This is a genomic window from Microbacterium sp. SS28, assembly GCF_022761035.1.
In the GTDB taxonomy this organism is placed as follows: Bacteria; Actinomycetota; Actinomycetes; order Actinomycetales; family Microbacteriaceae; genus Microbacterium.
In genome coordinates this window covers 352987-368601 of sequence record NZ_JAKWJP010000004.1, presented here as the reverse complement: position 1 = coordinate 368601, position 15615 = coordinate 352987, and the positions used below count along the sequence as shown (strand labels likewise).

Here is a 15615-nt window from a genome sequence, read left to right as displayed (position 1 = left end):
GCATGACGAGCCCCGTCCGCGCGATCTGGGACGCGCCCGCGGCCTTCCCGGCGCCGCCTCGGCGCGTCTGGCGCGACTGGGCGCTCGTCGCCGCGATCCCCGCCCTCGCGCTGCTCGAGGCGTGGCTGCGCCCCGACGTCCCGTGGCGCTGGCTGTGGGCGATCGTGCTCGCGGGCCTCGCGCCGACGCTCCTGTGGCGGAGGCACCGGCCCCTCACGATGCTCGCGGCCGCCTTCGCGATCGGCACCGCCGTGAGCCTCGTCCTGGGCGGCGACCCGCAGCTGTTCACGACGGCGTACTTCCTGATCCTCGTCTACGCCGTGTTCCGCTGGGGCTCGGGCCGCGCGATGCTCGCGGGCGGCGCGCTCGTCGCGATCGGCACGCTCCTGACCTTCGTCGCGTCCACCCCGACGCCGGGCGACGTCGTGGGCGGCATCGCGGTCGCTGTCACGACGGGCACGCTGGGCCTCGCGCTGCGCTGGCGCGCCCGCTCCCGAGCCCGCGAGCTCGACCGCGTGCGGCTCCTCGAGCGCGAGCAGCTCGCGCGCGACCTCCACGACACCGTCGCGCACCACGTCTCGGCGATCGCGATCCAGGCCCAGGCGGGGGCGACCGTCGCGGAGTCGGATCCGGATGCCACGGCCGAGGTGCTGCGGACGATCGAGGGCGAGGCATCCCGCACCCTGCGCGAGATGCGCGCGATGGTCGGCGTCCTGCGGACCTCCGAGGCGGCCGACCTCGCTCCGACTCCCGGGTTCGCGGCGCTGCGGGAGCTCGAGCGGACGGATGCCCCGGCCGTCGCCGTCCGCATCACGGGCGACGTCGACTCGGTGCCGCCGGCCGTCTCGGCTGCCGTCTTCCGGCTCGCGCAGGAGGCCGTCACCAACGCGCGACGGCACGCGCCCGGTGCTACGCGCGTCGACGTCGAGGTCGCGATCGACGACGCAGGAGTTCGCGTCAGAGTGCACGACGACGGCGAGGCGGCCGCATCCGTCGGCGACGGCTACGGCCTCACGGGGATGCGCGAGCGCGCCGCTCTGCTCGGCGGGACGTGCGACGCGGGACCCGATTCGGACGGCGGCTGGACGGTCGCCGCATCTCTCCCGCGGAAGCGGTGGACCGCGTGACGATCCGCGTGCTCATCGCCGACGACCAGGACCTCGTCCGCACAGGACTGCGCATGATCCTCGACGCGCAGCCCGACCTCGAGGTGGTCGGCGAGGCGAGCGACGGCGCCGAGGCGATCACGCTCGCGCGCGGCACGCGCCCCGACGTCTGCCTCATCGACATCCGGATGCCGGTCCTCGACGGGCTCGAAGCGACGCGTGCGCTCGCCGGCGCCGGGGTGACCGACCCGATCCCCGTCGTGGTCATCACGACGTTCGACCTCGATGAGTACGTCTACGCCGCGCTGCGGGCGGGGGCGCGAGGATTCCTGCTGAAGGATGCCGGGCCGACCCTCCTCGCGGAGGCCGTCCGCGCCGCGGCGCGAGGCGACGCACTCATCGACCCGAACGTCACGGTGCGGCTCATCGAGGAGTTCGCGGGCACCGCCCGGGAGGCGGTCGCCCCGCCGTCGAGCCCGCTCACGGAGCGCGAGGAGGACGTGCTCGCGCTCGTCGCGCGCGGACTCGGCAACAGCGAGATCGGCGCGCGGCTGCACATCTCGCTCAGCACGGTCAAGACGCACCTCGCGAGCGTCATGACGAAGATCGGCGCGCGCAACCGGGTCGAACTCGCGATCTGGGCGCACGAGCGGCGCCGCTGAGCGGACCGGGCGTCGAGGCCGGGTCGCTGAGCTTGCCGAAGCATCGATCCCTCGGCAGGCTCGGGGACCGTGCTTCGAGGTTCCGCCCGCGCTCCGTCCCGACTAGCGTCGCGTTCATGAAGGACGACGCCGAGCGCGAGCGCGCGCATGCGATCTTCGATCCGATCGCCGAGGAGTACCTCGCGAGGGATGGCGTCGACATCGGCCCGATGTTCGGCAGCGAAGGCCTGCGCATCCGCGGCAAGGTCTTCGCCTTCGTCGGCTTCGCGGGCGGGCTCGTCGTGAAGGTCCCCGCGGCGCGCGCCGACGAGGTCGAGGCATCGGGTGTCGCGGCCCGCATGGAGATGCGCGGCCGCCCCGCGCGCGAGTGGCTCGTCGTGCCCGTCGCGTCAGCCGATCACTGGGCCCCGCTCATGGCCGAGGCCTTCGCGTATCTCGACGAGATCACGCCCTGAACCGCGAGCCGCGATAATGGCTGGGTGGCTTCACCCCTCGATCTCCCCGGCTGGCGGCACGTCTACTCCGGCAAGGTGCGCGACCTCTACGTGCCCACCGAGGACGGCGCGGCCGACCGCATGCTCGTCGTCGCGAGCGACCGCGTCAGCGCGTTCGATCACGTCCTGAGCCCCGGCATCCCCGACAAGGGCGTCCTGCTGACGACCCTGAGCCTGTGGTGGTTCGACCTGCTCGCGGGAGCCGACGGGGGGCGCAGCATCCCGAATCATCTCGCGGCGTCGTCGATCCTGACCGACGGAGCGGACGGCGTGCCGAACACCCCCGACGACCTCGCGAGCCTCATTCCGGCCGAGGTCGCCGGTCGCGCGATGGTCGTCCGCAGCCTCGAGATGCTGCCCGTCGAGTGCGTCGTGCGCGGGTACCTCACGGGCTCGGGCTGGGCGGAGTATCGCGCGCAGGGCACGGTGTGCGGCATCGCGCTCCCCGATGGCCTGAACGACGGCGACCGACTTCCCGAGCCGCTGTTCACCCCCGCCTACAAGGCGCCGATGGGCGAGCACGACGAGAACATCTCGTTCGAGCAGACCGTCGAGCTCGTGGGCGCCGAGCGCGCCACGCAGCTGCGCGACCTCTCGCTCGAGATCTACTCCCGTGCCGCGCGCACGGCCGAGCAGCACGGGCTGATCCTCGCCGACACCAAGTTCGAGTTCGGCGTCGATGCAGCCGGCGTGCTGACGCTCGCCGATGAGGTGCTCACGAGCGATTCGTCGCGGTACTGGGATGCCGCGGCCTGGGCATCGGGCACGACTCCGGCCGAGCGCATGGCGAGCTTCGACAAGCAGATCGTGCGCGACTGGCTCGCCGCGAACTGGGACAAGACGGGCACTCCCCCGGAGCTGCCGGCCGAGATCGTCGAACGCACGGCCGCCCGCTATCGCGAGCTCCTCGAGCTGCTGACCTCCGCCTGACGACCCAGGCGGACCCGGCTTTTGCCCGGCCCGCCCGAGCCGCTCACAGCGAACTCCCAGGTATCGTGGCGGGTGCACCCCCGCGACTTTGAGGAGCCCGCATGCCCACCTGGACCCTGCACGGCAACGGCCGCACCGTCGAACCCGGCAAGGTGGTCAAGCCCGACGAGCGCCTCAACTGGGGCGCGACTGTCGCGATCGGCGTGCAGCACGTCATCGCGATGTTCGGCGCGACCTTCCTCGTGCCGGTGCTCACGGGCTTCCCCGTTTCGACGACGCTGTTCTTCTCGGGCGTCGGCACGATCCTCTTCCTGCTCGTGACGCGCAACAAGCTGCCCAGCTATCTGGGCTCGTCGTTCGCGTTCATCGCTCCCGTCACCGCCGCGACGGCGACCGCCGGGACGGGCTCGGCCCTCGCGGGCATCGTCGCGGTCGGCGTGCTGCTCGCAGCGATCGGCTTCATCGTGCAGTTCGCGGGCATCGGCTGGATCGACAGGCTCATGCCGCCTGTCGTCGCGGGCGCGATCGTCGCGCTCATCGGCTTCAACCTCGCTCCCGTCGCGTGGGACAACTTCCAGCAGCAGCCCCTCACCGGCACGATCACCCTCGTCGCCGTGATCGTCTTCAGCGTGCTGTTCCGCGGCTTCCTCGGACGCATCTCGATCGTGCTCGGCGTCGTCGTCGGCTACGTCGTGGCGGCGATCGCCGGCGAGATCGACTACTCCGCCGTCGAGAAGGCCGCCTGGATCGGCCTCCCCGAGTTCCAGCTCGCGGACTTCGCCTCCCCCGGCACCTGGTCGGTCATCGCGATGTTCCTGCCGGTCGTCCTGGTGCTCATCGCCGAGAACGTCGGGCACGTCCGCGGAGTCGCGACGATGACGGATGCCGCGGTCAACCAGCACACCGGCCGGGCCCTCATCGCCGACGGCGCCGCGACGGCCCTCGCCGGCATGTTCGGCGGGTCGGGCACGACGACGTACGGCGAGAACATCGGCGTCATGGCGGCGACGCGCGTGTACTCGACCGCGGCGTACTGGGTCGCCGGCGCGACGGCCGTCGTGCTGAGCCTCTCGCCCAAGATCGGCGCCGTGTTCAACTCCGTCCCGCCCGGCGTGCTCGGCGGGGTCACGACGGCGCTCTACGGTCTCATCGGCATCATCGGCATCAAGATCTGGGTCGACAACCGCGTCGACTTCTCACGCCCCGTCAACCAGTACACGGGCGCCGTCGCGCTCGTCATGGCGATCGCGGGCTTCTCCATCCAGTGGGGCGACTTCCAGCTCGGCGCCATCGTCATCGCGGCCGCCGCGGCGCTCATCATCTACCACGGCGGCAACGCGATAGCCCGCTGGCGCAGGACCGGCGCCGACGACGGCGGACCCATCCCGGCCGTCGGACCCCTGGGCGGCGACCCGCAGGGCCTCGAGGTCCGGTAGCCCGCGGCATCCGTCGCCTGCGCGTCGCGATCGTGTCCCACTGTTTGTCGCCCGATGGGCCGGCAGGCGACCAACTTCGGGACACGCTCGCGAGAGCGGGGAAGAATGACGGATGCCGCGGCGTTACACATTCACATGCATGAACTGACCGCCCCCGCCGAGCGCCTCGCGGCCGACACCGTGATGGGCGCCGTGACGCTGCTCGTCGGGGATCTCGACGGCATGACCCGCTACTACCGCGACGTCGTGACGCTCGACGTGCTGTCGGCCGAGGGCGACACCGTCACGCTCGGCCGCGCGGGACGCGCGATCGTCGTTCTGCGGCACGAGCCGGCGCTGCGCCATGCCGCCGCGGGGGCCGCAGGCCTGTTCCACACGGCGATCCTGTTCGAGTCGCAGGAGGCCCTCGCCGCGGCGCTCCACTCCGTGGCGCAGCACGCCCCCGGCACCTTCACGGGCAGCGCCGACCACCTCGTGAGCCAGGCGTTCTACTTCACCGACCCCGAGGGCAACGGCATCGAGCTCTACTGGGACCGCGCCCGCACCGAGTGGTCGTGGACGCACGGTCAGGTCGAGATGGCGACCCTCTACCTCGACCCGAACCGGTACCTGCAGGAGCACCTCAGCGAGCGAGCGCTCGCGGGCGGTACGGCGGCGGACGCGGCATCCGTCGGTCACGTGCACCTGTCGGTGGGGGATGTCGCCACGGCACGCGCCTTCTACGTCGACGCTCTCGGATTCGACGAGACCGCGACCCTCGGCAACCAGGCCGTGTTCGTCAGCGCCGGCGGCTACCACCACCACATGGCGATGAACGTGTGGAACTCCCGAGGAGCAGGACCCCGGATGCCGGCACTCGGCCTCGGCCGCGTCGACCTCGCGCTGCCCGACTCCGACGCGCTCGGCGCCCTCGAGGAGCGCCTGAGCCACCACGGCTTCGCGGTGCGCGACGACGGGCGCACGCTCGCGTTCGACGACCCGTGGAGCAACGCGATCCTCGCGACCGCGTCCGTCCGCTGACTCGCGGCGCGGCCACGCCGACGCCGGAAGGTCAGGTCGCGGGGCGCGCGGCCCGATCGGCGTGACCGAGCGTGCGGCCCGGTGCGATGCGGTCCCGCACGCGGCGCTTGAGCTCGACGATGTCGGGAAACCCGCCGTCGCGCTTGCGCGACCAGACGAGCTCGTCGTCGGCGTAGACCTCGAAGATGCCGCCCGTGCCCGGCTCGAGCGTCGCACCGCCCCCCATGAGCTCGTCCTGGAAGGTCGTGAGCAGCTCCTGCGCGACCCAGGCCGCGCGCAGCATCCACGCGCACTGCGTGCAGTACACGACCCTGATGTGACTCGTCATCGGATGCCTCTGGTGCGGTCGGTCGACGTCATGACGCCATTGTGCCCTCCGCGGCGGAAGGGTCGGCAATCGGGATGCGTCGGGACCGGCGCGGGCCCGGCGCTAGACCGAGTCGCGGACGATCAGCTCGGTCTCGAGGATCGTGACGTGGCGCGCGCTCGCGCCCGCGAGGATATCGAGCAGCGTGCTGGCCATCATCTCGCCCTGCTCGAAGGACGGCTGACGCATCGTCGTGAGCTGCGGGGTGACGGATGTCGCGACCGGCGAGTCGTCGAAGCCGATGATCGCAACGTCCTCGGGCACGCGCAGGCCCGCCGCCGCGAGCACCGAGAGGGCGCCACGGGCCATGAGGTCGCTCGCGACGAAGATCGCGTCGGGCGCGGGACCGCGGTCGAGCATGCGACGCATCGCGTCGGCGCCGCCGTCGGCCGTGAAGCCGCCCTCTTCGATGAACCCCTCGTCGAGTCCCGCCTCCGCGAGCGCCTGCCGGTAGCCCGCGAGGCGGTCGACGCCCGCGGGCATCGTGAGCGGGCCCGTGATCGTGGCGATGCGGCGGTGACCGCGCGCGACCAGGAAGGCCACGGCATCCCGTCCCCCGCGCACGTTGTCGACGTCGACGTAGAAGTCGCGCTCGCGCTCGCGCACGGGCCGGCCGCCGTAGACGACGGGGACGGCCGTCGCGATGCGGTCGATGAACGTGTCGCTCGTGTGGTGCGAGACGATGATCGCGCCGTCGACCGCACCGCTGCGCAGGTAGCTCGTCGTCTTGTCGCCCGGGTCGTCGCTCGCGATGAAGAGGTTCAGGACGTAGTCCGAGCGCGTGAGCCGCGCGTTGATGCCCGAGACGATCGCCGCGAAGAACGGGTCTCCGAAGAAGCGCGTCGTGTCTTCCGGCACGACGAGCGCGATCGCCTGCGTCTGGCGGCTCGCGAGCGAGCGCGCCGCGCGGTTCGGCACGTAGTTGAGCTCGGAGATCGCGCGCTGCACGGCCTCCAGGGCGCTCGGACTGACCGAGGTCGATCCGTTCACGACGCGCGACACGGTCGATCGCGAGACTCCCGCCGCAGCCGCGACCTCCTCGATCGTGGCGGGCGCAGACGACGCGTCAGTGCTCATACGACCAGCCTCCCCCCGGATGCTATGAGCGGGCGATGGCCGACTCCGCGTCGACCGCCCGCGTGGCGATGATCCGAGCGTATTCCCGTCCGCTGTCCTTCAGGGACCGCTCTTGTGTCTCGTAGTCGACGCGGACGATACCGAACCGCTTCTCGTAGCCCCACGCCCACTCGAAGTTGTCGAGCATCGACCAGTAGAAGTAGCCGCGCACATCGACGCCGAGCTCGATCGCGTCGAGGATCGCCGAGACATGCCCGCGCAGGAACTCCGCGCGCTCGGCGTCGTGGACGCGCGTCTCGCCGTCCTCGATCACGGCGACGTCGTCGTAGGCGGCGCCGTTCTCGGTGACGTAGAGCGTCGTGCCCACGGGGGCCGCATAGTCGTCCGACACGCGCTTGAGCAGGGTGGTGAGCCGCTCGGGCTGCACCTCCCAGTGCATCGACGTGCGCGGCAGCCCGCGGTCGTACCAGTGGATGTTCTTCGAGACGGGGAACGCCGGCGCGCCGGGTCGGTCCGTGGGGGCGTCGCCGCCGGCAGGGGGGTTCGGCGACGGCGTGCCGCCCACGAACTCGCCGTGGTAGTAGTTCACGCCGAGCGAGTCGAGCGGCGTCGCGATCGTCTCGAGGTCGCCGGGGTGGATCGCGGCCTCGAGCGCTTCGAGCGCGTCGGGGAACGCGGTGCGGAGGTCTTCGACGATGTCGGCGGGGTACGAGCCCAGGAACACGGGGTCGAGGAACCAGCGGTTGAACTGCCCGTCGACGAGACGCGCGGCGGCGACGTCCTCGGGCTTCGCGGGGTCGGCGGGCTCGGCGACCGTCAGGTTGAGCGTGATCCCGAGGTTGAGCGAGGGGTCCCGCTCGCGCAGGGCCGTGACGGCCTGACCGTGTCCGAGCAGAAGGTGATGCGCCGCGAGCAGCCCCTCCTCGACGCTGTAGTGACCCGGCGCGTGCAGCCCCGCCGTGTAGCTCAGGAACGACGAGCACCACGGTTCGTTGAGCGTCGTCCAGACGTTGACGCGATCGCCGAGGGCGTCGTGCATGTCGAGCGCGTACTCCGTGAAGAGGTCGGCGGTGTCGCGGTTCGTCCAGCCGCCCTTGTCCTGCAGGGCCTGCGGGAGGTCCCAGTGGTAGAGCGTGAGCCACGGCAGGATGTCGGCCTCGAGCAGCTCGTCGACGAGACGGCTGTAGAAGTCGATGCCCTTCGGGTTGAGCGCGCCGCCGTCGGGGCGGACGCGCGACCACGACGTCGAGAAGCGGTAGGTCTGAAGACCCATCCGCTTCATGAGCGCGACGTCGCCCTCGTAGCGGTGATAGTGATCGCACGCGACATCGCCGTTGTCGGCGTTGATGACGGCGCCGGGCACGCGGCTGAAGGCGTCCCAGATCGAGGCCTTGCGGCCGTCCTCGAACGCGGCGCCCTCGATCTGGTACGCGGCCGTGGCCGCGCCGAAGAGGAAGTCGGTCGGGAACGCGCGGGCTTCGGTCATGGGCTGGATGTCCTTGTTCACGGAGGTGTCGATCACAGTGCTGTCGCTGTCCAGCCTGGCCCGGTCGGGAGCGCTTTTCGAGTGGGAGGGTGCGAGAGACGTCATCCCTTGACCGCCCCCGCCATGATGCCGCTCACGAGCTGCTTGCCGGCGAAGATGAACAGCAGCAGCAGCGGGATCGTGGCCAGCACGACGCCGGCGAGCACGACCGAGTAGTCGACGAAGTAGTTCGACTGCAGGAGCGAGAGCGCGACCGGGAGGGTCGGGTTCTGCCGGTCGAGCACGATGAACGGCCAGAAGAAGTTGTTCCACGCGCCCACGAAGGTGAACAGGAACAGCATCGCGGCTGCCGGACGGGCGGCGGTCACGCCGACGGTCCAGAACGTGCGGATCTGGGATGCCCCGTCCACGCGCGCGGCTTCGATGAGCTCGTCGGGCACGGCCTGACGCAGGTACTGCGTCATCCAGAACACGCCGAATGCGCTCGTCAGCGCCGGAACGATGATCGCGCCGACCTGGCCGGTCCAGCCGAGCTCCGAGAAGAGGATGTAGAGCGGCACGACGCCGAGCTGCGCGGGGACCGCCATCGTCGCGACGACGAAGATGAGCAGCGCGGGACCGCCGAGGAACTTGAGCTTCGCGAACGCCCATCCGGCGAGCGTCGAAGTGATGACGACGGCCGCGGCGATGAGGCCGGAGCTGTAGATCGAGTTCCACAGGGCGGGCCAGAAGTTGACTGCCTCGTTGTTCGCGACGGCCGTGACGTTGGCGATGAAGTTCGCTCCGGGCACCCAGCCGAACGGACGGCGCAGGCTCGAGGCATCCCCCGATCCGATGATGAAGGACCAGTAGAGGGGGAAGACACCGACGACGAACACGATCGCGAGGATCGCGTAGGTCCAGAAGGTGGGACGCGAGCCGCGGATCTTGGTGGCGCGGCTCTCGTTGCGTCGACGCTTGGGCTCGTTCGGGATGGACTCGACGATCGCGACCGGGGGAGGCGTGCTGAGGCTCATGCCGACACCTCCTTCTTGGCCTGCTTGGCGAGTTCCTTCGCCTGGCGCTTGGATATCTCGGATCGGAGGCCCTCATCGCGGACGAAGGTCCGGGTGAGCAGCAGGTTCACGACGCCGACGAGGATGATGATGATGAAGAGGATCCAGGCCATGGCGGCCGCGCGGCCGAAGTTCCACTGGCCCCAGCCGATGTCGTACAGGTACAGCGCGATCGTGAGCCACTGCTGACCCGCACCGCCGCGCCCGAACTGGTCGAACACGCGTGGCTCGTCGAAGATCTGCAGACCGCCGATCGTCGAGGTGATGATGACGAAGATGAGCGTCGGCTTGAGCGAGGGAAGCGTGATGGAGAAGAACTGGCGGATGACGCCGGCGCCGTCGACAGTCGCGGCCTCGTAGTACTCCCGGTTGACGGCCTGCATGGCCGCGAGCAGGATCAGGGCGTTGTAGCCGGTCCAGCGGTAGTTCACCATCGTCGCGATCGCGACGTGGCTCCAGAACGGGTCCTTGTGCCACGGGATGCCGGGCAGGCCCAGGTTGCCGAGCCACGTGTTCACGAGGCCGAAGTTGTCGGCGAAGATCGCCGTGAAGATGAGGCCGACCGCGACGGGGGCGACGACGAAGGGCAGCAGGACGCTCATGCGCCAGAAGGTCTTGGCGCGGAGGTTCTTGTCGAGGACGGCCGCGATGAAGAGGGCCGCGACGAGCTGCGGGATCGTCGACAGCAGGAAGATGCTGAAGGTGTTGCGCAGCGCCGTCCAGAAGTGTGGCTGCGTCAGGATCCAGATGTACTGGTCGAATCCGACGAACGTGCCGGAGTTGCGCACAAGATCCCAGTCCATGAACGAGATCACGGCGGTGTACCCGATCGGGAACAGGCCCACGATCGCGAACATGATGAAGAACGGCGAGATGTACAGGTAGGGCGAGATCTTGAGATCCCACTTGCTCAGTCGCTGCGAGAACGAGAGCACGCGGGGCGGTCGAGGCGGCGGGGCGGATGCCTCGGTGCGCGCCGGGCGCGATTCTGTAGTGGTCACGTCACGTCCTTCGGGTGAGGGGTTCGGGGTGTGCACCGGGGTGCGGAGCGCTGCACGCGCCCCGCACCCCGGCAGGGGTTCGGCTTAGAAGGCCGAGACCTCGGTGACCCAGGTGTCCCAGCTGGTCTGCTGGTCCTCGAGACCGTCGAAGACTCGCGTCACGGCGTTCTGGAGAGCGTCGTGGTACTGGAAGTACTTCGGTCCCTTGTAGGGGCTGACCGTGATGGCGTCGGCGCGGTCGGTCAGGATCTGACCGGTCGGCGCGTCGTTGAAGTACTCGTTCGTCGCGCTCAGGAGCGTGTCGCTCTTGAGGGCCTCGACCTGGCTCGGGAAGGTGCCGGCGTTCTCGAACGCCTTGACCTGGACCTCGGGCGAGGTCAGCCATGCAGCGAGCTTCGAAGCCGCCTCGGTGTTCTTGCCGTCAGCGGGGACGACGAGGTACGAGCCGCCCCAGTTGCCGCCGCCACCCGGGAACGCGTTCGCGATGTCCCAGCCGGTCGTGTCGGGCGCGTTGCCCGAGATGACGCCGAGCATCCAGCCCGGGCAGAGCATCGTGGCGAACTCGCCGCTCGCGAGGGAGGCGAACCAGTCCTCGCTCCACTGACCGGCGTATGCCGAGATCGGGATCGCGTTCTCGACGACCGTGTTGTAGGCGTCCTCGACCGCGGGGTTCTCCGTCGCGATGATGGTGCCGTCCGGCTCCTCGTACGTGAACTCTTCCTGGTTGATGATGCCCTGGAGCACGGCGTTGGCCGAGTCGATGAAGGGCTTGCCCGTGGCAGCGGTGTACTGCGCGCCGACCTCGAAGAAGGCGTCCCACGTCGGGAACAGGTCTGCCACGGCCTCACGGTCGGTGGGCAGGCCCGCCGCCGCGAACAGGTCGGAGCGGAAGCAGACGCCCTGGGGGCCGATGTCGGTGCCGTATCCGACGAGGTTGCCGTCGCTGTCGGTCGCGGCGGCTTCCTTCCAGTCGAGCCAGCGGCCCTTGAGGTCGTCGGCGACCGGCGTGAGCAGGTCGGCGTACTGCATGCCCTCGGCGAGCCAGTCGATCTCGATCGCCTCGACGTCGGCCAGGCCGCCCTTGCCGAGCTTCTGGAAGAAGTTGGCGCGAGCGTCGTTCGACGTCGCCGCCTTGTTGTGCACGACCTCGATGCCGGTCTCGGCGGTGAACTCGGCGAGCAGCTCGTCGGTGTAGCCGAAGTCGTTGAACGTCGCGAGGGTCAGCGTCGTGGGCTCGCTCGAGCCTTCAGCCTCTTCCCCTGCACTGCTGCAGCCGGCCAGAACGATGGCCGTAGCCGAGACAGCGGCGACGGCTGCGGCAGTACGCCGGAAAGCGTGTGATTTCACGGTCACTCCTTTGTGTGTTTCAGGTGTTTGGTGCGGGTCCAGGGCATCGGAAACGGGTGCCCCCAGTAACGTGATCGACTCCGCGGTGGGAGCGCTCTCACGTCTGTCAGTGGACGTTACGGGAGCGCTCCCACGGATGTCAAGGGAGCGCTCCCACAAATTGGTCACGGTTCGATCACGGATGCGTCACGGGCCTTCGACACCGGTGCGAGTGCCCTCTGCGGACGCCGGGAAACACGGGTGGTCGGGGGCCGTAGACTGGAGTCGCACACCCTCCCGCGACATCCGGCGCCTCGTTTCCTCGCTGCGCTCGTCGCACAACGACCGACAGCTGCGGCCGCAGGCGGCAGCCAGGAGGATCCCTATGCCCACGATCGTCGTCGACGTCATGCCCAAGGCCGAGCTTCTGGACCCGCAGGGGAAGGCCGTGGCCGGCGCTCTCTCCCGTCTCGGGGTCGAGGGGTTCAGCGGTGTCCGGATCGGCAAGCGCTTCGAGCTCGCCGTCGAGGGCGCGGTCGACGAGGCACTGCTCGCGACCGTCCGACAGGTCGCGGCCGACGTGCTGTCGAACTCCGTGATCGAGGACGTCGTGGGCGTCGAGGTCGTGGAATGACCGCCCGAATCGGCGTCATCACCTTCCCCGGCTCACTCGACGACCGCGACGCGCAGCGCGCCGTCCGCGTCGCAGGCGCCGAAGCCGTCCCGCTCTGGCACGGCGACCACGATCTGCAGGGCGTCGACGCGCTCATCCTGCCCGGCGGCTTCAGCTACGGGGACTATCTGCGCGCCGGCGCCATCGCGGCGCGTGCGCCGATCATGGCCGAAGTGAAGGATGCCGCCGCCAAAGGCATGCCGATCCTCGGCATCTGCAACGGCTTCCAGATGCTCGTCGAGGCGCACCTGCTGCCCGGCGGCCTCATCCGCAACGCGCACCAGCAGTTCATCTGCCGCGATCAGCGCCTGCGCGTCGAGAACGCGTCGACGGCGTGGACCAGCGGTTTCGAGGCGGGCCAGGAGATCGTCATCCCGCTCAAGAACGGCGACGGCGGCTACATCGCCGACGACGAGACCCGCGCGCGCATCGACGGCGAGGGCCTCGTCGCGTTCCGCTACCTCGGCGTCAACCCCAACGGGTCGGTCGACGACATCGCGGGCCTGACCAACGAGCGCGGCAACGTCGTGGGCCTCATGCCCCACCCCGAGCACGCCGTCGAGCCGGGCTTCGGCCCCGACACCGCCGCCGCCATGCGCTCCGGCGTCGACGGCCTGTCGTTCTTCACGTCGGCCGTCGCGGCCGTCGTCGGCGCCGCGGCCTAGCGGCGCAGCATCCGTTCCCTGCTCTCGATCGGCGTCACCGCAACAGGTGATGTCACGGCTGCAGGAGCTTCGGTCGGCTGATCATCCTGCACCGGTGAGATCACCTGATCTCATGCGGGGCTGGGGAGACCGTCCGGTGGTCAGACCGTGCCGGCGGGCGGCCAGACGCCGATGATGAGCGCCATGACCAGCACCGTCACGAGCTCGTGAGCGATGTTCATCGTCGTGAGAGCCGTCGGGCGGCCCTCGAACGCGTCGTGCGTGATGAAGCGCGCCGCCGTGAATCCCGCCCACAGCGTCGCGGCGGTGATGACGGCGCCCCACAGCCAGCTGCCGCCGTAGAAGTGCCAGGCGATCGCCGAGGCGCCCGCGAGCACCCACGCCGTCACGAAGCTCACGACCACCGTCACGATGATGGGGATGACGGCGCTCGCTCCGGGCCTGTTCATGTCGACCTTCGCGAGGGCCGCCCAGCGCGTGCCGAAGACCTTCGGCGTGTACCAGATCGAGCCGACGACCATGCTCGACGCCGTCGCGATGAGCACGGCCCAGTAGTTGATCTCGGGAACCATCGTCCGCCTCCTTACGACCGCCGCCCGGGCAGGCGGTCCGCTGCCCGGAGCGTATCGCCGGGCTCCGACCGCCTCCGGGCGCCGCGCCGGGTCGCGCCGGTAGCGTTGCACCGTGAACACCCGCACACGTCGGCTCGCTGTCTCGGTGCCGACCGACGAGCTCGCCCACGACATCCAGCCCCTCCCCGAGGGCGTCGAGGTCGTCGTCTGGACCATGGATGACCCCGCGCCGCGCGACGCCTTCGATCTCGTCGTGCCGCCGTACATGAAGATGGCGAGGGTGCTCGAGCGCCTGCGCGACGTGCGCGTCGGGCTCGTGCAGAGCCAGTCGATCGGCTACGAGGGCGTCGCCGACGTGCTGCCCGACGGTCTCCGCTTCGCCAATGCCGCGTCCGTGCACGAGACCTCGACCGCCGAGCTCGCCGTCGCCCTGACGCTCGCGGCGCAGCGGCAGATCGACGTCTTCGCCGTCAACACGGACCGCGGCGTCTGGGCGCCGGTGTTCGCCGAGAGCCTCGCCGACCGGCGCGTGCTGCTGCTCGGCTTCGGCGGCGTCGGCAAGGCGATCGCAGCGCGACTGTCCGGATTCGAGGTCGAGCTCACGGCGGTCGCGAGCAGGGCACGCGAAGAGGACGGGATGCCGGTGCACGCCGTCTCCGAACTGCCCGACCTGCTCCCCCACGCCGAGATCGTCATCGTCTCGCTGCCGGGTGGCGAGTCGACACGGCACATCGTCGACGACGCGTTCCTCGCGGCCCTTCCGGACGGCGCGCTCGTCGTCAACGTCGGCCGGGGTCCCCTCATCGACACCGACGCGCTCGTCGAGCACGTGCAGCGGGGGCGGATCCGCGCGGCGCTCGACGTGACCGACCCCGAGCCGCTCCCCGACGGCCACCCGCTGTGGGGCCTGCCCGGCGTGCTGATCTCGCCGCACGTCGGAGGAGCCTCGACCGCCATGCGGCCCCGCATCGCGCGGCTCGTGCGCCGGCAGATCGGACACCTGCTCGCGGGCGAGGAGCCCGAGAACGTCGTCATCGGCTGAGCCGCAGCGCCCGGCCACGGTCGCTGAGCCTGCCGGCGCGTCGACGTGCGAGTCGATGTGGCGAGCGGAGCGCGACGTGCCGCATCCGAGGGCGAACGGCGGCCGGGAGGCTGGTCGGGTCAGCGGGTGTCGACGTCGGCGCCTGACCACAGGTCTTCGCACTCGACCTCGACGGCGCCGTGCGCGACGAGGAATCGCCGAGCCCCGCGATCGCCCGAGAGACCGTCGACGAGCGCGTCGACATGGTCGGCGCCGATGAAGACCGGATGACCCGGCTCGCCGCCGTACACCGCCTGCGCGAGCGCCCGCCGCGCGGGACCCGCCGCCGCCACGACCCGACGCACGGCCGATGCAGGAAGCTCCGGAGTGTCGACCGGCACCACGACGGCAGCGTCGGCGCCCGCGACGGCCGCACGCAGCCCCGCGCGGAGCGTCGCCGAGAGGCCCTCCGCCCAATCCGGCACCTCGACGACCTCGGCAGCGGCGGGGACGAGCACCCGCGCTTCGGTCGCGGCGGCCCCGAGCGCGACGACGACGCGGCGGCAGCCGGCATCCGTCAGCGTCTGAACAGCCCGGGCGACCCAGGGGGTTCCGTCGGGCGTGCGGGCGAGGGCCTTCGGACCACCGAAGCGCGTTCCCGCACCCGCCGCGAGCACGAGCCCGCACAGCGCCGGCGCGGATTCGCTCATGGTCACGACAGCGT

The 15615-nt window shown here is 70.5% G+C and carries 17 protein-coding genes; 9 read left to right on the top strand and 8 right to left on the bottom strand.

Features of this window, described 5'->3' with window-relative positions; all coding sequences use genetic code 11:
* The first annotated feature begins 2 nt into the window (after positions 1-2).
* The 6 genes from MJ607_RS13335 (at position 3) to MJ607_RS13310 (ending at position 5648) form a co-directional block, all read left to right on the top strand.
* The gene (locus tag MJ607_RS13335) at positions 3-1127 is read left to right on the top strand and encodes a sensor histidine kinase (protein ID WP_243076083.1); all 1125 of its coding nucleotides are present in this window, start codon (positions 3-5) and stop codon (positions 1125-1127) included.
* Positions 1124-1768: a response regulator transcription factor gene (locus tag MJ607_RS13330; RefSeq protein WP_243076082.1), complete on the top strand. Its 645-nt coding sequence runs from the start codon at positions 1124-1126 to the stop codon at positions 1766-1768. The genes MJ607_RS13335 and MJ607_RS13330 overlap by 4 nt, the downstream gene beginning before the upstream one ends.
* A gap of 116 nt (positions 1769-1884) precedes the next feature.
* A complete protein-coding gene (locus MJ607_RS13325) occupies positions 1885-2223 on the top strand; it encodes a TfoX/Sxy family protein (protein WP_243076081.1) in 339 nt (112 codons plus the stop codon).
* 24 nt (positions 2224-2247) lie between these two features.
* A complete protein-coding gene (locus tag MJ607_RS13320; RefSeq protein ID WP_243076080.1) occupies positions 2248-3192 on the top strand; it encodes a phosphoribosylaminoimidazolesuccinocarboxamide synthase in 945 nt (314 codons plus the stop codon).
* 101 nt (positions 3193-3293) lie between these two features.
* Positions 3294-4628 (top strand): uracil-xanthine permease family protein, encoded by a 1335-nt coding sequence (locus MJ607_RS13315; protein WP_243076079.1) that lies wholly within the window; start codon positions 3294-3296, stop codon positions 4626-4628.
* Between the two features lie 135 nt (positions 4629-4763).
* Positions 4764-5648, top strand: coding sequence for a VOC family protein (locus tag MJ607_RS13310; RefSeq protein ID WP_243076078.1), 885 nt, complete (start codon positions 4764-4766; stop codon positions 5646-5648).
* A 31-nt stretch (positions 5649-5679) separates the two neighbouring features.
* Here MJ607_RS13310 and MJ607_RS13305 read toward each other — a convergent pair whose 3' ends face one another.
* The 6 genes from MJ607_RS13305 to MJ607_RS13280 form a co-directional block, all read right to left on the bottom strand.
* Positions 5680-5976: a SelT/SelW/SelH family protein gene (locus MJ607_RS13305; protein ID WP_243076077.1), complete on the bottom strand. Its 297-nt coding sequence runs from the start codon at positions 5974-5976 to the stop codon at positions 5680-5682.
* Between the two features lie 102 nt (positions 5977-6078).
* Complete coding sequence (locus MJ607_RS13300) at positions 6079-7092, bottom strand: LacI family DNA-binding transcriptional regulator (protein WP_243076076.1); 1014 nt, start codon at positions 7090-7092, stop codon at positions 6079-6081.
* Between the two features lie 22 nt (positions 7093-7114).
* A complete protein-coding gene (locus MJ607_RS13295) occupies positions 7115-8578 on the bottom strand; it encodes a glycoside hydrolase family 1 protein (protein ID WP_243076075.1) in 1464 nt (487 codons plus the stop codon).
* Positions 8579-8679: 101 nt separating this feature from the next.
* Positions 8680-9594, bottom strand: a complete 915-nt coding sequence (locus tag MJ607_RS13290; protein WP_243076074.1) for a carbohydrate ABC transporter permease — start codon at positions 9592-9594, stop codon at positions 8680-8682.
* Positions 9591-10634, bottom strand: a complete 1044-nt coding sequence (locus MJ607_RS13285) for a carbohydrate ABC transporter permease (RefSeq protein ID WP_243076073.1) — start codon at positions 10632-10634, stop codon at positions 9591-9593. Before MJ607_RS13285 ends, MJ607_RS13290 begins: the two co-directional genes overlap by 4 nt.
* Before the next feature lie 84 nt (positions 10635-10718).
* Complete coding sequence (locus MJ607_RS13280; protein WP_243076072.1) at positions 10719-11981, bottom strand: ABC transporter substrate-binding protein; 1263 nt, start codon at positions 11979-11981, stop codon at positions 10719-10721.
* 364 nt (positions 11982-12345) lie between these two features.
* On the opposite strand from MJ607_RS13280, the gene purS reads away from it, so the two are divergent.
* Positions 12346-12594, top strand: a complete 249-nt coding sequence (gene purS / locus MJ607_RS13275; RefSeq protein ID WP_243076071.1) for a phosphoribosylformylglycinamidine synthase subunit PurS — start codon at positions 12346-12348, stop codon at positions 12592-12594.
* A complete protein-coding gene (gene purQ, locus MJ607_RS13270; protein ID WP_243076070.1) occupies positions 12591-13298 on the top strand; it encodes a phosphoribosylformylglycinamidine synthase subunit PurQ in 708 nt (235 codons plus the stop codon). The genes purS and purQ overlap by 4 nt, the downstream gene beginning before the upstream one ends.
* Positions 13299-13438: 140 nt before the next feature.
* Here the strand turns inward: purQ and MJ607_RS13265 are convergent, their stop codons facing one another.
* Positions 13439-13870 carry a DUF1761 domain-containing protein gene (locus MJ607_RS13265; protein ID WP_243076069.1) on the bottom strand — a complete coding sequence of 144 codons (432 nt, stop codon included), beginning with the start codon at positions 13868-13870 and terminating at the stop codon, positions 13439-13441.
* A gap of 112 nt (positions 13871-13982) precedes the next feature.
* Between MJ607_RS13265 and MJ607_RS13260 the strand changes: the two genes are divergently transcribed.
* The gene (locus MJ607_RS13260; RefSeq protein WP_243076068.1) at positions 13983-14912 is read left to right on the top strand and encodes a 2-hydroxyacid dehydrogenase; all 930 of its coding nucleotides are present in this window, start codon (positions 13983-13985) and stop codon (positions 14910-14912) included.
* 119 nt (positions 14913-15031) lie between these two features.
* Here the strand turns inward: MJ607_RS13260 and MJ607_RS13255 are convergent, their stop codons facing one another.
* Positions 15032-15601, bottom strand: coding sequence for an NTP transferase domain-containing protein (locus MJ607_RS13255; protein WP_243076067.1), 570 nt, complete (start codon positions 15599-15601; stop codon positions 15032-15034).
* Between the last annotated feature and the right edge of the window lie 14 nt (positions 15602-15615).

Excerpts from the sequence above, each read along its gene's own strand:
- MJ607_RS13265 (WP_243076069.1), bottom strand. The coding sequence starts at position 13,870 with ATGGTTCCCGAGATCAACTACTGGGCCGTGCTCATCGCGACGGCGTCG.
- purS (WP_243076071.1), top strand. The coding sequence starts at position 12,346 with ATGCCCACGATCGTCGTCGACGTCATGCCCAAGGCCGAGCTTCTGGAC.
- MJ607_RS13335 (WP_243076083.1), top strand. The coding sequence starts at position 3 with ATGACGAGCCCCGTCCGCGCGATCTGGGACGCGCCCGCGGCCTTCCCG.
- MJ607_RS13255 (WP_243076067.1), bottom strand. The coding sequence starts at position 15,601 with ATGAGCGAATCCGCGCCGGCGCTGTGCGGGCTCGTGCTCGCGGCGGGT.
- purQ (WP_243076070.1), top strand. The coding sequence starts at position 12,591 with ATGACCGCCCGAATCGGCGTCATCACCTTCCCCGGCTCACTCGACGAC.
- MJ607_RS13310 (WP_243076078.1), top strand. The coding sequence starts at position 4,764 with ATGCATGAACTGACCGCCCCCGCCGAGCGCCTCGCGGCCGACACCGTG.
- MJ607_RS13325 (WP_243076081.1), top strand. The coding sequence starts at position 1,885 with ATGAAGGACGACGCCGAGCGCGAGCGCGCGCATGCGATCTTCGATCCG.
- MJ607_RS13305 (WP_243076077.1), bottom strand. The coding sequence starts at position 5,976 with ATGACGAGTCACATCAGGGTCGTGTACTGCACGCAGTGCGCGTGGATG.
- MJ607_RS13290 (WP_243076074.1), bottom strand. The coding sequence starts at position 9,594 with ATGAGCCTCAGCACGCCTCCCCCGGTCGCGATCGTCGAGTCCATCCCG.
- MJ607_RS13315 (WP_243076079.1), top strand. The coding sequence starts at position 3,294 with ATGCCCACCTGGACCCTGCACGGCAACGGCCGCACCGTCGAACCCGGC.
- MJ607_RS13295 (WP_243076075.1), bottom strand. The coding sequence starts at position 8,578 with ATGACCGAAGCCCGCGCGTTCCCGACCGACTTCCTCTTCGGCGCGGCC.
- MJ607_RS13300 (WP_243076076.1), bottom strand. The coding sequence starts at position 7,092 with ATGAGCACTGACGCGTCGTCTGCGCCCGCCACGATCGAGGAGGTCGCG.